At 40.0% G+C, this 17,275-nt stretch carries 14 protein-coding genes, 1 other RNA gene and 1 other annotated feature; of the genes, 13 read left to right on the plus strand and 2 right to left on the minus strand.

What is annotated here, in order from left to right:
* The first annotated feature begins 11 nt into the window (after positions 1-11).
* The 9 genes from recJ (at position 12) to ACFW35_RS06525 (ending at position 10,519) form a co-directional block, all read left to right on the plus strand.
* The gene (recJ, locus tag ACFW35_RS06485; RefSeq protein WP_379844560.1) at positions 12-2,363 is read left to right on the plus strand and encodes a single-stranded-DNA-specific exonuclease RecJ; all 2,352 of its coding nucleotides are present in this window, start codon (positions 12-14) and stop codon (positions 2,361-2,363) included.
* 20 nt (positions 2,364-2,383) lie between these two features.
* Complete coding sequence (locus ACFW35_RS06490) at positions 2,384-2,896, plus strand: adenine phosphoribosyltransferase (protein WP_130294702.1); 513 nt, start codon at positions 2,384-2,386, stop codon at positions 2,894-2,896.
* 153 nt (positions 2,897-3,049) lie between these two features.
* Positions 3,050-5,233 (plus strand): RelA/SpoT family protein, encoded by a 2,184-nt coding sequence (locus ACFW35_RS06495; protein WP_379844561.1) that lies wholly within the window; start codon positions 3,050-3,052, stop codon positions 5,231-5,233.
* A 21-nt stretch (positions 5,234-5,254) separates the two neighbouring features.
* On the plus strand, positions 5,255-5,698 hold the full coding sequence (dtd, locus tag ACFW35_RS06500; protein ID WP_379844563.1) for a D-aminoacyl-tRNA deacylase: 444 nt from the start codon (positions 5,255-5,257) through the stop codon (positions 5,696-5,698).
* A 67-nt stretch (positions 5,699-5,765) separates the two neighbouring features.
* The gene (locus ACFW35_RS06505; protein ID WP_171978763.1) at positions 5,766-5,939 is read left to right on the plus strand and encodes a hypothetical protein; all 174 of its coding nucleotides are present in this window, start codon (positions 5,766-5,768) and stop codon (positions 5,937-5,939) included.
* 45 nt (positions 5,940-5,984) lie between these two features.
* Positions 5,985-6,214: a binding site (T-box leader), on the plus strand.
* 85 nt (positions 6,215-6,299) lie between these two features.
* The gene (gene hisS / locus ACFW35_RS06510; protein ID WP_379844565.1) at positions 6,300-7,568 is read left to right on the plus strand and encodes a histidine--tRNA ligase; all 1,269 of its coding nucleotides are present in this window, start codon (positions 6,300-6,302) and stop codon (positions 7,566-7,568) included.
* Positions 7,569-7,582: 14 nt separating this feature from the next.
* Positions 7,583-9,361 carry an aspartate--tRNA ligase gene (aspS, locus tag ACFW35_RS06515; protein WP_379844566.1) on the plus strand — a complete coding sequence of 593 codons (1,779 nt, stop codon included), beginning with the start codon at positions 7,583-7,585 and terminating at the stop codon, positions 9,359-9,361.
* Between the two features lie 90 nt (positions 9,362-9,451).
* A non-coding RNA gene (gene ssrS, locus ACFW35_RS06520) (6S RNA) lies at positions 9,452-9,632 on the plus strand.
* Between the two features lie 119 nt (positions 9,633-9,751).
* Positions 9,752-10,519: a tRNA threonylcarbamoyladenosine dehydratase gene (locus ACFW35_RS06525; RefSeq protein ID WP_379844568.1), complete on the plus strand. Its 768-nt coding sequence runs from the start codon at positions 9,752-9,754 to the stop codon at positions 10,517-10,519.
* A gap of 618 nt (positions 10,520-11,137) precedes the next feature.
* On the opposite strand, the gene ACFW35_RS06530 is transcribed toward ACFW35_RS06525, so the two are convergent.
* The gene (locus ACFW35_RS06530) at positions 11,138-11,944 is read right to left on the minus strand and encodes an RsfA family transcriptional regulator (protein ID WP_379844569.1); all 807 of its coding nucleotides are present in this window, start codon (positions 11,942-11,944) and stop codon (positions 11,138-11,140) included.
* Between the two features lie 347 nt (positions 11,945-12,291).
* Complete coding sequence (locus ACFW35_RS06535) at positions 12,292-13,626, minus strand: AAA family ATPase (RefSeq protein WP_379844571.1); 1,335 nt, start codon at positions 13,624-13,626, stop codon at positions 12,292-12,294.
* Positions 13,627-13,782: 156 nt separating this feature from the next.
* On the opposite strand from ACFW35_RS06535, the gene ACFW35_RS06540 reads away from it, so the two are divergent.
* Genes ACFW35_RS06540 through mnmA form a run of 4 tightly spaced genes read left to right on the plus strand, consistent with a single transcriptional unit; the run spans position 13,783 to position 17,166 of the window.
* Positions 13,783-14,493 (plus strand): YczE/YyaS/YitT family protein, encoded by a 711-nt coding sequence (locus tag ACFW35_RS06540; RefSeq protein ID WP_379844573.1) that lies wholly within the window; start codon positions 13,783-13,785, stop codon positions 14,491-14,493.
* Positions 14,426-14,845: a cysteine metabolism transcriptional regulator CymR gene (gene cymR / locus ACFW35_RS06545; protein ID WP_379844574.1), complete on the plus strand. Its 420-nt coding sequence runs from the start codon at positions 14,426-14,428 to the stop codon at positions 14,843-14,845. The genes ACFW35_RS06540 and cymR overlap by 68 nt, the downstream gene beginning before the upstream one ends.
* Positions 14,846-14,859: 14 nt before the next feature.
* Positions 14,860-15,999, plus strand: a complete 1,140-nt coding sequence (locus ACFW35_RS06550) for a cysteine desulfurase family protein (protein WP_379844576.1) — start codon at positions 14,860-14,862, stop codon at positions 15,997-15,999.
* A gap of 39 nt (positions 16,000-16,038) precedes the next feature.
* Positions 16,039-17,166 (plus strand): tRNA 2-thiouridine(34) synthase MnmA, encoded by a 1,128-nt coding sequence (mnmA, locus tag ACFW35_RS06555; protein WP_379844578.1) that lies wholly within the window; start codon positions 16,039-16,041, stop codon positions 17,164-17,166.
* Positions 17,167-17,275 lie beyond the last annotated feature (109 nt).

Below are 17,275 nucleotides of genomic sequence, written 5' to 3' on the forward strand. Positions count from 1 at the left end.
AGGTGATTTTTATGCTGGAGCCAAGAACGAGGTGGAAGATTCAAGAAACTTCGGAAGAAAAGGCAAAATGGTTGTCGCAAGAAATGGATATTCCGCTATTGATTGCAAATCTATTAGCGATACGAGGAATAGATTCTATAGAGAAAGCTCGAGCTTTTTTGAAAATAGATACAAATCAATTTCATGATCCATTTTTATTAGATGGCATGAAAGAGAGTGTTGATCGGATACATAAAGCGGTTGAATCGAATGAAAAGATTCTTGTTTTTGGTGACTATGATGCAGACGGTGTAAGCAGTACAACCGTTATGTATTATGCACTTAAAGAATTAGGTGCCGATTTCAACTATTATATTCCAAACCGGTTTACAGAAGGCTATGGTCCAAATGAGCCAGCGTTAAGAAAAGCAAAGGAAGACGGATATACACTTGTGGTTACAGTTGATACCGGAATTTCAGCTGTTCATGAAGCTGCGTTTGCAAAAGAGATTGGGCTTGATTTCATTATTACCGATCATCACGAGGCCCCCCCTGTATTGCCAGACGCCTATAGCATCATTAACCCTAAAAAGCCTGGATGTACATATCCATTTTCTGGTCTTGCAGGTGTTGGTGTTGCGTTTAAAGTAGCTCATGCATTACATGGAAACCCTCCAATGCACTTGCTGGATTATGCTTGTATAGGTACAATTGCAGATCTTGTTCCTTTAGTAGATGAAAATAGAATCATAGCTAAGCTTGGAATTGAAGCTTTATCAAAAACAGACAAAATTGGCTTGCAGGAACTTTTAAAAGTTGCAGGGCTTTATGAAAAAGAATTAACAGCAGAAGATGTTGGTTTTGCTGTTGGGCCTCGAGTCAATGCTGCAGGAAGGCTTGGATCAGCGATGCCTGTAGTTGAATTGTTTACATCAAATGACCGTGAGCAATCAGCAATGCTCGCTGAAGAAATTGATTCTGTAAATAAAGAACGCCAGGCGATCGTAAATGAAATAACGAAAGAAGCGATTGCCATGGTGGAAGAAAGTTTTCCTCCTGAAGAGAATGAAGTGCTTGTTCTTGCGAAAGAGGGCTGGAATCCAGGGGTAATCGGGATCGTTGCATCAAGGCTTGTAGAGAAATTCTACCGCCCTACCATCGTGTTGTGTTTAGACCCGGAAAGAAGAACGGCAAAAGGGTCAGCACGAAGCATACAAGGCTTTGATATGTTTGAAAATCTTTCTGAGTCCCGCGATATCCTTCCTCACTTTGGAGGGCATCCGATGGCAGCAGGTATGACATTGGCTCTTGATGATGTTGGCATTCTCAGAGAGCGGTTAGTAAAGCAGGCGAAAGAAATTCTAAAACCAGAAGATTTCTTGCCAGTGACGATGATCGATCTAACAGCTTCTTTAGATGAGATTTCTTTAGATACGGTAGAAATGCTTAGTACGCTGGCTCCATTTGGTATCGGAAATCCTTCGCCGCGGGTGCTTATTGATCAAGTGCCGATCCGCGAGATGAAAAAAATAGGGAGTCAGTCTAACCATCTAAAATTACAAGTCGGAAATGGCGAGATGTCTGTCCTGGATTGTATTGGATTTCAAAAAGGCCATTTACTTGATGAGATGACGCCTTACTCCATACTTTCACTTGTTGGCCAAATACAGTTGAACGAATGGAACGGATACAGAAAACCTCAAATGCTTCTGGAAGACCTTTCAGTTCCACATTTTCAGCTGTTTGATTATCGTGGCTTAAAAGATGCAGGAAAAAGGCTAAAGGATCTGCCAAAAGCAAAAACACATTATATAACATTTAACGATAATACTTTGACAGAGCTGGGATTGGAGAGCTTGTCTTCGCAAACAATAAATGGAAAAGAATTAGCAGGACTCCCAAATAACAGTTTTCAAAATAAGTATATTGTCTTTTTAGATGTTCCTTGTTCACTTGCAAAGTTTGCTGAAATAATCGAAACAAAAGGTGAACCGGCCAGGATCTATGCCGTTTTTCACCAAAACGCAGATCACTTTTTCACAACATTGCCGACACGAGAGCATTTTAAATGGTACTATGGTTTCTTGGCTAAAAGAAAAAAATTCGATGTTCAGAAAGATGGAACAGAACTAGCAAGGTGGAAAGGCTGGTCTAAAGAAACAATAGATTTTATGTCACAGGTGTTTTTTGAGCTGGGTTTTGTTACAATAGACGATGGTGTAATTACAATAAATAGTGAACCAGGAAAAAGAGAACTTGATAGCTCTGAAACTTATCAGAAAAAGTTTGAACAGGCAGATATAGAAAATCAGCTCGTTTATTCTTCCTATCATTCATTAAAAAGCTGGTTTACAGAGCAAGCTCGGCCAAAAGCGAGTTTGTAATTTTCAGGAGGCAAAGATTCATGGATTATAAGCCGTATATTTCAGTAGTAAATGATTTTCCTATCGAAGGAATTCGCTTCAAAGATATTACCTCTCTTATGTCAGATGGAGCTGTATATAAAAAAGCGATGGACGATATTGCAGAATATGCAAAAGAAAAAGATGTTGATGTTATTGTCGGACCTGAAGCACGAGGTTTTATTGTAGGCTGTCCGGTTGCATACACGCTTGGATTAGGATTTGTTCCAGTTCGTAAAGAAGGCAAGCTTCCCCGCGAAGTGATCAAAGTTGATTATGGTCTTGAGTATGGCAAGGATGTACTTACAATGCATAAAGATGCTATCAAGCCAGGTCAAAAAGTTTTAATCACTGACGACTTGCTCGCAACTGGCGGAACGATCGAAGCAACGATCAAGCTTGTTGAAGAGCTTGGCGGAATTGTTGCAGGGATTGCATTCATGATTGAATTAACATATTTAGATGGCCGCAGCAAGCTTAATGGTTATGATATTTTCACATTAACCCAATACTAAGTATAAAGAGAAAGAGCACTAGTTTTGTGCTCTTTTTTACATTCCTGTCACAAAAATTGCCCATTCATTCGACAAATTTCGTTTTTCGCTTTACATGAGGGTTCAATTTAACGATAATAGAAGCAATATACAATGACAACGTAAGGTGATTCCATGACGATTGAGCAAGTGTTGCAAAAAGCGGAAAGCTATCTGTCAAAAGACGATATCGCTTTTATAACAAAGGCTTATGAATACGCAAAAAGTGCGCACGAAGGACAATTCCGTAAATCCGGAGAGCCGTATATCCACCATCCTGTTGAAGTAGCGGGTATTCTGGTGAACCTGCAAATGGATCCTGTAACAGTAGCAGCAGGGTTTCTTCATGATGTTGTTGAGGATACGTCCGTCACATTAAAGGATATTTCTAATCAATTTAACGAAGAAGTGGCAATGCTGGTTGATGGTGTTACAAAACTTAAAAAGATTAAGTTTAAGTCCAAAGAAGAGCAGCAAGCAGAGAATCATAGAAAAATGTTTGTTGCAATGGCGCAGGATATACGCTGTATTTTAATTAAACTCGCTGACCGGCTTCATAACATGCGTACGCTAAAACATATGCCAAAAGAAAAACAGATACAAAAAGCGAACGAAACTTTGGAAATCTTCGCTCCGCTCGCTCATCGTCTCGGTATTTCGACGATTAAGTGGGAGTTAGAAGATGTTTCTTTGAGATACCTAAATCCTCAGCAATATTATAGGATTGTAAATTTGATGCAGCAAAAACGGGCTGAGCGTGAAGAGTATGTTCAGCAAGTTATGGACGAGATGAAATCCAAGCTGAAGGAAGTCCAGATTACCGTTGATATTTCTGGAAGACCGAAGCATATATACAGTATTTATCGGAAGATGGCGAAGCAAGGTAAACAGTTTAATGAGATCTATGATCTTCTCGCTGTTCGGATTATCGTCCAGAATATTAAAGACTGCTATGCGGCACTTGGTATTATTCATACATGCTATAAGCCGATGCCTGGCCGTTTTAAAGACTATATAGCTATGCCTAAAGCAAATATGTATCAGTCACTTCATACTACTGTAATCGGACCAAAAGGCGATCCTTTAGAAGTCCAGATCCGTACCTCAGATATGCACCGTGTAGCAGAATACGGGATTGCTGCACACTGGGCTTATAAAGAGGGAGCTACAAAGGCTCCTGTCAGCTCTTTTGAAAATAAATTGACTTGGTTCCGTGAAATATTAGAATGGCAGAACGATGTTGTTGATGCGGAAGAGTTTATGGAATCACTAAAAGTGGACCTATTCTCAGACATGGTCTTCGTTTTCACTCCTAAAGGTGATGTTTATGAACTGCCGTCTGGGTCAGTCCCGATTGACTTTGCTTACCGCATTCATACCGAGATCGGAAACAGGTGTATTGGTGCCAAAGTAAACGGAAAGATGGTTACACTTGATTACCGCTTGAAAACCGGGGATATTATTGAGATCTTAACGAGCAAACATTCCTATGGTCCCAGCCAGGATTGGCTTAAGATTACGCAAAGTTCACATGCGAAGAATAAGATCCGTCAATGGTTTAAACGTGAGAAAAGAGAAGAAAACGTAGCTAAAGGGAAAGAGCTTGTTGAAAAAGAAATCAAGAACCGCGGCTATGATTTAAAAGAAATTTTCACAACTGAAAACCTGCAATATGTAGCTCAAAAATATAACTTTGCAGGCGACGAAGATATGTATGCTGCTGTCGGCTATAATGGCATTACCGCAGCACAAATCGCTACTCGCTTAACCGATAAAGTCCGACGTAAAAAAGAGCAGGATCCTGATAATTCCGAACTCCTGGATGCAATCAGGGATTCGGCAGATAAGCCTGAAGTAAAACGAAGAACGGACTCCGGCATCGTTGTTAAAGGCATCGATAACATGCTGATTCGTCTATCTAAATGTTGTAATCCGGTACCGGGTGATGAAATTGTCGGATATATTACAAAAGGGCGAGGCGTTTCTGTCCATCGTGAAGATTGTGTCAACGTCCACAATGAAGATGCACAAGTACGATTGCTTCCTGTTGAATGGGAGGGCAATCTTGAGCAGCCGAAAAATTATAATGTTGACATTGAGATTAATGGATTTGACAGACGCGGTCTGCTAAATGAAGTCCTTCACGCTGTTGCCGAAACAAAGACAAACATTACAGCTGTAAGCGGAAAATCAGACCGAAATAAGATGGCGACAATCAGTATGTCTATTTCAATTCACAATGTTAGTCATTTGCAAAAAGTAGTTGAACGTATTAAGCGGATCCCAGACATTTATGCAGTAAGACGTATTATGCAATAGGTATAGGGAAGTGACCTCAAAATGAAAATAGTGCTTCAGCGAGCCAAAAATGCAGCTGTTTCTGTAGATTCTGAAGTAAAAGGGCAAATAGACAGCGGCTTATTGCTTTTGGTAGGCGTCACACATGAAGATACAGAAAAAGACGCTGATTATTTAGCTGAAAAAATTATTAATTTACGTATCTTTGAAGATGAAAACGGCAAGATGAATCTATCATTAAAAGATACAGAAGGCAGTATCCTTTCGATTTCACAATTTACGTTATATGGGGATACGAAAAAGGGCAGAAGGCCGAATTTTATGGAGGCTGCTAAGCCGGACCATGCTAAACAAATTTATGATTATTTCAATGAAAAGATAAAGACATTAGGAGTCCGTGTCCAAACGGGTGTTTTTGGTGCGATGATGGATGTTGAATTCACTAATGACGGTCCTGTGACATTAATCATTGATTCTAGAGCTTAAGAAAAAGAAATGAATGAAACCTTCGCCTTGATGGACAGACTAACCAAAAAGGCGGAGGAGTTTTTTTATGAGACAGAATCGCAAGGGCATTGAAGGAGTATCACAATGGAAACAGGTAAGTTTTCATGATTTTATTTCTTTAGAAAAATCGGCAAACAACATGGAGCTTGCTGAAGAATTCGGGTTGGATCTTTATCAGGTCAATCAGCTAAAGAAAAAAATAAAACGAGAAAACTATTGACATATAGCCCCTTTGAAAAGTATGATAATCTACAATTCCAAAATGATAAAACTGATGACGAAGAAAAGTATCTTTACCCCACAGGGTTAGAGAGGAAATGCCTCGGCTGAAAGCATTTCTACCTGATGATAAAGTGAAAGACACTTCATAGGTTTTAATTCGAACGGTTAGTTTAAACCTCAGTAGAGTTACACGTGGGCAATCGTTACTTGCAAAATGAGGAAGCATTTTTTGCTTCGAAGCAGGGTGGCACCGCGGGAACTCCCGTCCCTTATGAAATCGTTGATTTCATGAGGGATGGGAGTTTTTTTATTTTTATTCATAATTAATTTTAATTAACATTCGGGAGGATGAAACGAAATGAGTATTAATATTCCAAGGGGAACTAAAGATATTCTCCCAGGAGAAGTGGAAAAGTGGCAAATAATTGAGAGAAAAGCAAAAGAAGTATCTGCAAGATTTAATTACAAAGAAATCCGCACACCTGTTTTTGAGCACACTGATTTGTTTCAAAGAGGAGTAGGGGATTCTACAGATATCGTTCAAAAAGAAATGTATACGTTCACGGACCGAGGAGACAGAAGCTTAACTCTTCGTCCAGAAGGAACGGCACCAGTAACACGATCTTACGTTGAAAATAAATTGTTCGGACTTCCAGGCCAGCCTGTAAAGCTTTATTACATCCAGCCGATGTTCCGCTATGAAAGACCACAGGCAGGACGCTACCGCCAGTTCGTTCAATTCGGGATTGAGGCAATGGGTTCAGCTGATCCAGCGATAGACGCAGAGGTTATTTCCCTAGCTATGACGGTTTATCAAGAACTCGGATTGAAGAAACTTCGATTAGTGATAAATACACTTGGTGACGCAGATAGCAGAAAGGCTCATAAAGATGCATTAATTGCTCACTTCGAACCAAGAATTGAAGAGTTTTGTTCTGATTGTCAAAACCGTTTAACAAAAAATCCGCTTCGTATTCTTGACTGTAAAAAAGACCGCAATCACGAACTTATGAAGACGGCACCTTCTATTTTAGAGTATTTAAATGAAGAATCTAAAAGCTATTTTGATCAAGTAAAAACATCATTAGATGATATGAACATTCAATATGTAATCGATCCAACACTAGTGAGGGGTCTAGATTACTATAATCACACAGCATTTGAAATTATGAGCGAAGCTGAAGGCTTTGGTGCAATAACAACATTAAGCGGCGGCGGAAGATACAACGGTCTTGTTGAAGACTTAGGCGGCCCTGCAACGCCAAGCATTGGTTTTGCGATGAGTCTCGAACGCCTTCTCTTAGCACTTGAGGCTGAAGGCATCACATTAGAAACTGAGGAAGACCTAGATTGTTATGTTGTTGCACTTGGAGACGATGCAAAGAAAAAGTCAGTCTCTATCTTAAATGACCTTCGGAATGCTGGAATAAAAAGTGATAAAGATTACTTAGATAAAAAAATGAAAGCACAGTTTAAAGCAGCGGACCGCTTAAAAGCAAGATTTGTAGCTATTTTAGGGGAAGAAGAACTCTCTAAAGGAATTATTAACGTGAAGAATATGGAATCCGGGGAACAAAAAGAGATTCGTATAGAGGAATTGAGCACTTTTGTTAAGCAAGGAAAATAAGGAGGATACATCTTATGGAATATCGCACACATCAATGCGGAAAAATTACTGAACAATATATTGGTGAAAAAGTAACAATAACTGGCTGGGTGCAAAAAAGACGCGATCTTGGCGGACTGATCTTTATCGACCTGCGTGACCGATCAGGGATCGTGCAAATCGTATTTTCACCTGAAGTTTCTGCTGAAGCTTTGGAAACAGCTGAGAAGGTAAGAAGTGAATATGTACTCACAGTTACAGGAACGGTTCTAGAAAGAGATCAAAGTACGGTGAACCCTGCAATGAACACAGGTAAGATTGAAATTTCAGGAGAAGAAATTAAAATCTTAAACAGTGCGAAAACACCTCCTTTTTCCATTAGTGAAGATATGGAACTGAATGAAGATATACGTTTGAAATATCGTTACTTAGACCTTCGCCGTCCAGTGATGCAGGAAACTTTGAAAATGAGACACGAAGTTACCCGTTATATCCGTAACTTTTTAGAAACAGAAGAATTCATGGAAATGGAAACTCCGATGCTTACGAAAAGCACGCCTGAAGGAGCACGTGACTATCTTGTGCCAAGCCGTGTACATCCGGGAGAATTTTATGCTTTGCCGCAATCACCTCAATTATTTAAACAGCTTTTAATGGTTGCAGGATTTGAAAAATATTATCAAATCGTTCGCTGTTTTAGAGATGAGGATCTGCGTGCAGACCGTCAGCCTGAATTTACTCAAGTCGATATCGAAACATCGTTCATGGGACAGGAAGCGCTTCTTTCAATGATGGAAGAAATGATGACAGGATTAGTTAAAAAAGTGAAAGGTGCGGATATTCCAAAACCTTTCCCAAGAATGACTTACAAAGAAGCGATGGACCGTTATGGTTCAGATAAGCCTGATACTCGTTTTGGACTTGAACTCATCAATGTTTCTGATGTTGTAAAGCAATCTGGTTTTAAAGTATTTGCTGCTGCTGTTGAAAACGGCGGAGAAGTTAAAGCGATCAATGTAAAAGGAAAAGCTGCTGATTATTCCAGAAAAGACATTGATGGTCTTACTGAGTTTACGGCTCGATACGGAGCTAAAGGTCTTGCATGGATGAAAGTGGAAGCGGATGGTTTGAAAGGTCCAATCTCCAAGTTCTTTAACGAAGAAGATGCAGCTAATCTTACAAATGCATTAAATGCTGAAGAAGGAGATTTACTTCTGTTTGTAGCGGATAAGTCTTCTGTTGTAGCAGATAGTCTCGGAGCTCTTCGTCAAAAATTAGGAAAAGACCTGGGATTAATTGATCAGTCAAAATTCAACTTCTTATGGGTCGTTGACTTCCCGCTTGTAGAGTATGATGAGGATGCAGAGCGCTATGTTGCATTACACCATCCTTTTACAATGCCAAAGACTGAAGATCTTCATTTAATGGATTCAAATCCATCAGAAGTTAGAGCACAAGCATATGACCTAGTTCTTAACGGATATGAGTTAGGCGGAGGGTCGCAGCGTATCTACGAACGTGATGTACAGGAAAAAATGTTTAAAACATTAGGATTTAGTGAAGAAGGTGCTCGCGAGGAATTTGGTTTCCTACTTGATGCTTTTGAATATGGTACCCCACCACACGGCGGTATAGCACTTGGTCTGGACCGTATGGTGATGCTGCTGGCAGGAAGAACTAACTTAAGAGACACCATTGCTTTCCCTAAAACAGCATCCGCATCATGTCTTCTGACAAATGCTCCATCACCTGTAAATGAAAAGCAATTGGATGAGCTTCATTTAGGTTTAAATTTAAAGAAAGAGTCAAATTAATGAAAATTTAGAAAAATAAGAATTGTTTTTTACGAAGACACATTTTGTCTTGTAAATGATGATTTCCTATGATAGTATTTATTTAAACGATGGGTCCTATGATGACCGTTTACAACCCGAAAGTTTTGAGCCAACATTATTTACTTGGGAGCTTGTGTTTTCTCACAGCGTCCACGCCCTGAAAGATAGGGGACGGACAAAATGCGAAACAGGGCACCCACCTGCGAGAGCAGGTTCAAAACTAAGGGAAGACGGCATTTTTGGGGCTCATTTTTTGTGCGTCTAAATTAAACCGAGTAAGCATATTGATTTTGTTTTGAAAAGTGGATATGCTGATAAAGATGCATTTTCTTTATTCATGTGCACTTTGAAAGGAGATTTAAATTAGTTATGCTTTATCAATTTTCAAGAAATGAACTTGCAATAGGAAAAGATGGAATTGACGTTCTAAAAAACACAACTGTAGCTGTACTGGGAATCGGAGGAGTTGGTTCATTTTCAGCAGAAGCTCTTGCCCGATCAGGTGTAGGACGTTTAATCCTTATAGATAAAGACGATGTAGACATCACCAATGTCAATCGTCAAATACATGCTCTAGTTACTACAGTAGGACAGCCGAAGGTCGATTTAATGAAAGAAAGGATTGCTTTAATTAATCCTGAGTGCGAAGTTATCGCCCTAAAGATGTTCTATACAGAAGAAACATATGAACAAATTTTTGAATACGGCTTGGATTTTGTAGTTGATGCTTCTGATACGATTTCTTATAAAATTCATTTAATGAAGGAATGTCTTAACCGTAAGATTCCGATCATCTCAAGCATGGGTGTAGCAAATAAGATGGATCCAACAAAGCTCCAAATTACTGATATTTCTAAAACCAGCTATGACCCAATCGCAAAGGTTATTCGCCAGCGACTTAGAAAAGAAGGAATTACGAAAGGTATTCCTGTAGTATTTTCAGACGAAAAACCGATTCAGATTCGTGAGGAAATCAGGCAGGAAATCGTTCCTGAGAATGCACCAGGAATCCGTAAAGCTAAAATGCCGCCATCATCCAACGCATTTGTTCCATCCGTATCAGGTTTGTACATGGCTGGGTATGTAATCAATAAAATTATCGAGAAAAATAACATTAAAGTGGAACGAATTCGATAAAATTATAAAGCTGACCGTAAAGTACACGTCTGATTGTACTATTGCAGGGCAGCTTTTCTGCTTTTTAAAATTTATTAATTTTGTTTTGCGTGAATATGCTTGTTTTCTGCGTGGAAGTAAAAGGACTTTGCGTGAAACAGAAGGTAAAACGCGTGAAAGTCGAAGCAGTTGGCGTGAAACCTAGAGTTGTTGAACGAACGTGTAAAAATTTTAGATCATTTCTAAAATATTGTAGCTTTTGAACATTTTTTGAGGTGTATGCTTCTTTGACTAGTTTATTGGAGCGCAAGGTGCGAGACTCCTGCGGGATTAGCGTGCCACCTACATGATTATACATCTCGTAAGGCATGCGACGAGGAAGCCGGCGTCGGCAGGGTTTTTGGCAGACGCAGGAGCACAGATACTTCCTTGTGAGACCCCGGCAGGCTTGTTTAGCCTAGGGTGCTCACCGCACGTCCTGCGGAAAGCGAGCATCCTGGAGCGCAAATCAACACTTCTAATAGCAACAGTGTTTACGAAAATTTTAGAACACGTACCGTAAAACATTACGCATATTCCGGAATTTCCTAAATAAAAAGGCTAAACTCAAACAATTCATCGTCTGAGTTTAGCCATAATTTATTTCGCCAGCTTCTCTAAGTTCCCGTTTTTATCCATTCGGAAGCTTTGATTTGATTCTTCATCCTGAAATAGAACCATCTTTCGTGCTCGGTCCATAATCTGAATAAGAGCTTGATAATCTTCTTGAACAGTTTGATGTTCTTTCTCAAGGACAGAAAGCTGTTCTTTCATTACCTTGTTCTGCTGAAGCAATTCGTTCATCTGCAAACGAAGCTCCATGTTTTCCTGTACAAGCTTTCCGCTCGACATTCCGTTTCTTTTTAAGCCACTAAGGAAGTCTATTACTTCATCCAATGTTAATTCTTCTTGTTTACTAGGTTGCGGCGCTTGATAACTAGAATTGGCAGATGCAGCTGGTATATTGTTTACTGCTGGTACAGCAGGTTTTGCGGCAGGCTGTGTGTCATATACATTTGAAGATGCAGTTGCTCCTCTATCATACGTATAAGGGGTTTTAAAGAATTCCTCAGGATGATAGGTTTCATCATCATGCATCTGCGGTGTTTGAACTGGCTGAATGGCTGGCTTCGATACAGTTTTGGACTGCGGCTGCTGCTGTGACTTAGCTAGAGCACGCTGGCGTTCTTTTCTTTGCTTTTTAGCAATCTTTAAAGCTTGTTCATATTTCTTCCTGACGATCGCATTCCACCTGAAACCAACTGCAGCACTCGTCCTTTCTAATTTATCTCCAACCTCTTCAAAGGCATGAAGCTGTGTACTTCCTTCACGGACATGGCGCAAAACCGTTTCGGCCAAGAGCAGATCGTCTTCTTCTGACCAAGCGTCCTGTCTGATTTTTGACACGTAAATCCTCTCCTTAGCTTTTATAAGGCATTTCTCTGAAAGATTGTTGCTTTTTTTATTCTCATCGTTGATAAGTTGATTGGAGTGCAAGGTGCGAGACTCCCGCGGGATTAGCGGGACAGGTGAGACTCCTAATGGTGCGAAGCGCCAAGGAGGCTCACCGCACGCCCCGCGGAAAGCGAGCATCCTGGAACGGAAATCAACCACTTTCAAGAGCAACAAAGTTTTGCAAAAAGAGCCTTTAAAATATCGTTTAATATTTTCATGTTTACCAAAGAGAGAAAATCCTATACACTTAGGAACAAAAATTTTGCTAGTTTGATAAGACAGTTAAAAGAATGATAGATTTACTCACCTTTTTTCTTACGGTCATTAAAATAATCCAATCTTCTTTTAATATTTCTTTCATATCCCCGTTCAGTCGGTTCATAAAATGATTTTCCAAGCATGTGCTGTGGTAAATATTCTTGCGGTACATAGCCATCTTCAAAATTATGAGGGTATTTATAGTCAGCGCCATGGTTCAATTCTTTGGCACCTTTATAATGAGCATCACGAAGATGAATGGGTACAAGACCTGTTTTTTCTTTTTTTACAGCTTCTAATGCTTTATCAATCCCTAAAATAACTTTGTTGCTTTTTGGAGCGGTTGCTAAATAAAGCGTTGCTTCTGCAAGCGGTATTCTTGCTTCTGGCATTCCGATAAAGTCAGCTGCATAGCTGGCAGCCTGTGCAACCAGTAAAGCGTTAGGGTCAGCCAGGCCAATATCCTCTGCTGCATGAACCATTAGACGGCGTGCAATAAAACGTGGATCTTCGCCTGCATAAATCATTTTGGCAAGCCAGTATAGGGCAGCATCAGGATCTGAACCGCGAATGCTTTTAATAAATGCAGAGACTGTATCATAATGATTGTCTCCTTTTTTATCATATTGAAGAACTCTTTGCTGTATAGATTCTTCTGCAATTTCCAGTGTGATATTGATATCACCATTCTTATCCGGGTTTGTCGTAAGTACAGCGAGTTCCACAGCATTAAGTGCAGTCCGTGCATCTCCGTTTGCTATAGAAACGATGTGATTCAATGCTTTTTTTTCCATCTTAACCGGGTGCTTTCCATATCCTCTTTCTTTATCATTCAGTGCTTGCTCAATAATTTTTGCGATATGTTGGTCTGTTAACGGTTCAAATCGGAATAGCCTGGATCTTGACAATAGTGCTGGATTGATTTCAAACATCGGGCTTTCCGTTGTGGCGCCGATTAATATTACTGTTCCATCTTCTACAAAAGGAAGAAGGGCATCTTGCTGATTCTTGTTAAACCGATGAATCTCATCAATAAATAACACTGTTTTTTTATCCTCTAATAAAAGCCGTTCTTTAGCTGCATTCATTACAGCTTTTAAGTCAGCAACTCCAGAAGTTACGGCATTTAATTGTTCGAACCATGCTGATGTGGAATTTGCTATGATTCTGGCCAAAGTAGTCTTTCCTGTTCCAGGCGGACCAAAGAATATCATAGGAGTCAACTGGTCAGCTTCAATAGCTCTTCTTAAAAGCTTGCCTTTTCCAGCAATATGCTCCTGACCGATAAACTCTTGGATTTTCCGCGGACGCATTCGATTGGCAAGCGGTCGTTTTAATGAATGAGAACTTTCATCTTTATAGGAAAACAAGTCCATATATGTTCATCCTTCCGTACACTTGTTCTTAATTGTCATATGACAATACTATACATCAGTCCTTCATGCAAGGTGAAACTATTTCGTGCTATAATAAGCTTTAGATTTATCATTTTAGGCTGCTTTAAGAGCTTCAGGCAGGAAGGAATTTGGAAAATGAAAGACCAAAAGCAATCAAGACCGGGCAAATTTTTGTTTGAGTGGTCTGTTTTTTTTGTGGGCTTATTTATAATGGCCTTTGGAATTGCTCTCATGATCAAAGCTGAACTGGGCAGTGCCCCTTGGGATGTTCTTCACATTGGTCTGTTTTCACAGTTTGGATTAACGATTGGAACTTGGTCGATCATTATGGGATTTTTCGTTATTTTAGCAACAGCGATGCTGACAAAGAAGTTTCCTCAAACAGGAGCTTTTTTAAATATGATATTTGTCGGACTGTTTATCGATTTTTATTTATGGCTTCCTTTTTTCCATAACCCGATAACTTTAGCAGGGAAATGGTTTTACCTTTTAATCGGAATACTAATCTTAGGATTTGGAATCGGTCTGTATATCTCCTCTAATCGAGGAGCAGGACCACGGGATAGTCTAATGCTGGCTTTAACAGAAAAGTCAGGAATGAAAGTTTCCAGAATTCGTTTATTCATGGAATTGTTTGTACTTTTTTTCGGATGGGTTCTGCAAGGGCCGATCTCTTATGGAACTATCCTATTTTGTGTTACTATTGGCGCAATCGTAGGCAGAACATTGCCTTTATGTCAAAAAGCAGTAAAGTTTGTTTTAGAACGGAGTGAACATTATGAAAATATCAACAAAGGGCAGATACGGATTAACCATCATGATGGCATTAGCAAAGAGATCAGGTGAAGGTCCTATCGCTTTAAAACTGATTGCTAAAGAGCACAGTTTATCAGAACATTATCTTGAGCAGCTTATCGCACCGCTAAGAAACGCAGGTTTAGTTAAAAGTATAAGAGGGGCGTACGGGGGTTATATTTTAGCTAACGACGCTTCCACTATAACTGCAGGAGACATTATCCGTGTACTTGAAGGACCAATATCACCCGTAGAAGTGATGGATGATGAGGAACCAGCAAAGCGTAATCTATGGATAAAGATTCGTGATGCTGTAAAGGATGTGCTCGATTCTACAACATTAGAAGATCTAGCGAACTATGAAGACGAAGGCACACAGGACGCCTACATGTTTTATATTTAGGAAGGAATCTGATCATGAAAAACGTTTATTTGGATCACGCTGCAACATCACCTGTTCATCCTGAAGTGATCGAAGAGATAATCCCATATTTAACGGTGCATTTTGGAAATCCTTCTAGCATACATCAATTCGGAAGACGTGCACGCAAAGTTCTTGATGATGCTCGTACTACTATAGCCTCTTCTATTAATGCTGCCCGCAATGAAATTATATTTACTAGCGGGGGAACAGAAAGTGATAACCTGGCAATACTGGGTACAGCTTCAGCTTTAATGGAAAAAGGAAAACATGTTATCACGACACGAGTGGAGCATCATGCTGTTCTTCATACCTTTCATGAGCTTGAAAAGAGAGGCTTTGAAGTTACTTATTTATCAGTCGATAAGAACGGAAGGATCTCCCTTGATGAATTAAAAGCGTCCCTGAGAGAAGACACGACCCTCGTTTCTATAATGTATTGCAACAATGAGACGGGGACAACACAAGACATTAAAGAGATCGGGAGCTTATTAAAAAAGAAAAATATTATATTTCATACTGACGCAGTTCAGGCTTATGGACTTATTCCGATAGATGTTGCAGAACTGAACATCGATTTATTGAGTGCGTCAGGACATAAGATCAACAGTCCAAAAGGGACAGGCTTTCTATATGTAAAAGAATCGGTACCTTTTCTTCCCCAAGGCTTTGGCGGTGAGCAAGAGCGCAAACGCCGTGCTGGTACAGAGAATGTCGCGGGAATCGCCGCACTTAATAAAGCAGCCGCCTTAGCAATGAAAGAGCGGGATGAACGCTTCGTACAATACATGAACTATCGGGAAAAGATGAAAAAAATATGGGATGAAGATAACATTCATTACTTAGAGAATGGCAGTAACGAATACTTTCTGCCGCATATTTTAAATGTCAGTTTTCCTGGAGTAAAGACTGAAGTGCTTTTAGTTAATCTGGATATAGCAGGTATCGCAGCTTCAAGCGGATCCGCTTGTACAGCTGGTTCTCATGAGCCTTCGCACGTATTGGCTGCCATGTTTGGAGAAGATGAACGTACAAAATCATCCGTTCGATTTAGCTTTGGATTAGGCAATGAATTGGAAGATATTGAATATGCTGCCCGCGAGACAGCAAAAATAGTGAAACGTTTAGCAAAATAAGTTACAATGTTTGTCATATGAAGAAATGAGGTGGACAGCATGCAAACTGAATCAAACAAAAAGGCACCTCAAGATACACGAGTAGTTATTGGAATGAGTGGCGGTGTGGATTCTTCAGTTGCCGCACTTTTACTAAAAGAGCAAGGCTATGACGTTATCGGAATCTTTATGAAAAACTGGGATGATACCGATGAAAATGGCGTCTGCACAGCAACAGAAGATTACAACGATGTGATAGCGGTCTGCAACCAGATCGGCATTCCATATTACGCTGTGAATTTTGAAAAAGAATACTGGGATAAAGTATTCACGTACTTTTTGGAAGAATATAAAGCTGGAAGAACACCTAATCCTGATGTGATGTGCAACAAGGAGATTAAATTCAAGGCCTTCTTAGAGCATGCCATGAACTTAGGTGCAGATTACGTAGCTACAGGCCACTATGCACGTGTGGCTGAAATAGATGGAGAAGTTAAGATGCTTCGCGGTGTGGATGAAAATAAGGATCAAACCTATTTTCTTAACCAGCTTTCACAAGAGCAGCTTAAAAGAGTCTTGTTCCCGATCGGTGAACTAAAGAAGCCTGAGATTCGCAAAATTGCTGAGGAAGCAGGTCTTGCTACTGCAAAGAAAAAAGATTCCACTGGTATTTGTTTTATTGGTGAAAAAGACTTTAAAGAGTTCTTAAGCCAGTACTTGCCTGCAAAACCTGGCGAGATGCAAACACTGGACGGGGAAGTCAAAGGAAAGCATGACGGATTAATGTATCATACGATCGGTCAGCGTCATGGTCTAGGAATCGGCGGTAGCGGTGATCCTTGGTTCGTTGTCGGAAAGAATTTAAAAGACAACGTGCTGTACGTTGAACAAGGATTCCATAATGACAAGCTTTATTCAGACAACTTGAAGGCAGTAAAACCAAGCTTTGTATCGGATAAGCCTGTACCTTCTGAATTCAAATGTACAGCAAAATTCAGATACCGTCAGCCTGACATGGGCGTAACTGTTCATGTTATGGAAGACGAAACGCTTAACGTTGTCTTTGATGAACCACAAAGGGCAATCACTCCGGGACAAGCTGTTGTATTTTACGATGGCGATGTTTGCTTAGGTGGAGCAACGATTGATACTGTTTATAAAAACGGCGAAGCTATCACATATCTATAATAATTAGCGAAAAAGCTGGCGGAACGGTTGGAATATCACCGAACGCCAGCTTTTTTTGCTATAAAAAGATCATCCAGCGGCATTTATGCTCGCTGGATGATCGCCATCA

This window comes from Fictibacillus sp. NPDC058756 (assembly GCF_042746035.1).
Taxonomy (GTDB): Bacteria; Bacillota; Bacilli; order Bacillales; family Fictibacillaceae; genus Fictibacillus.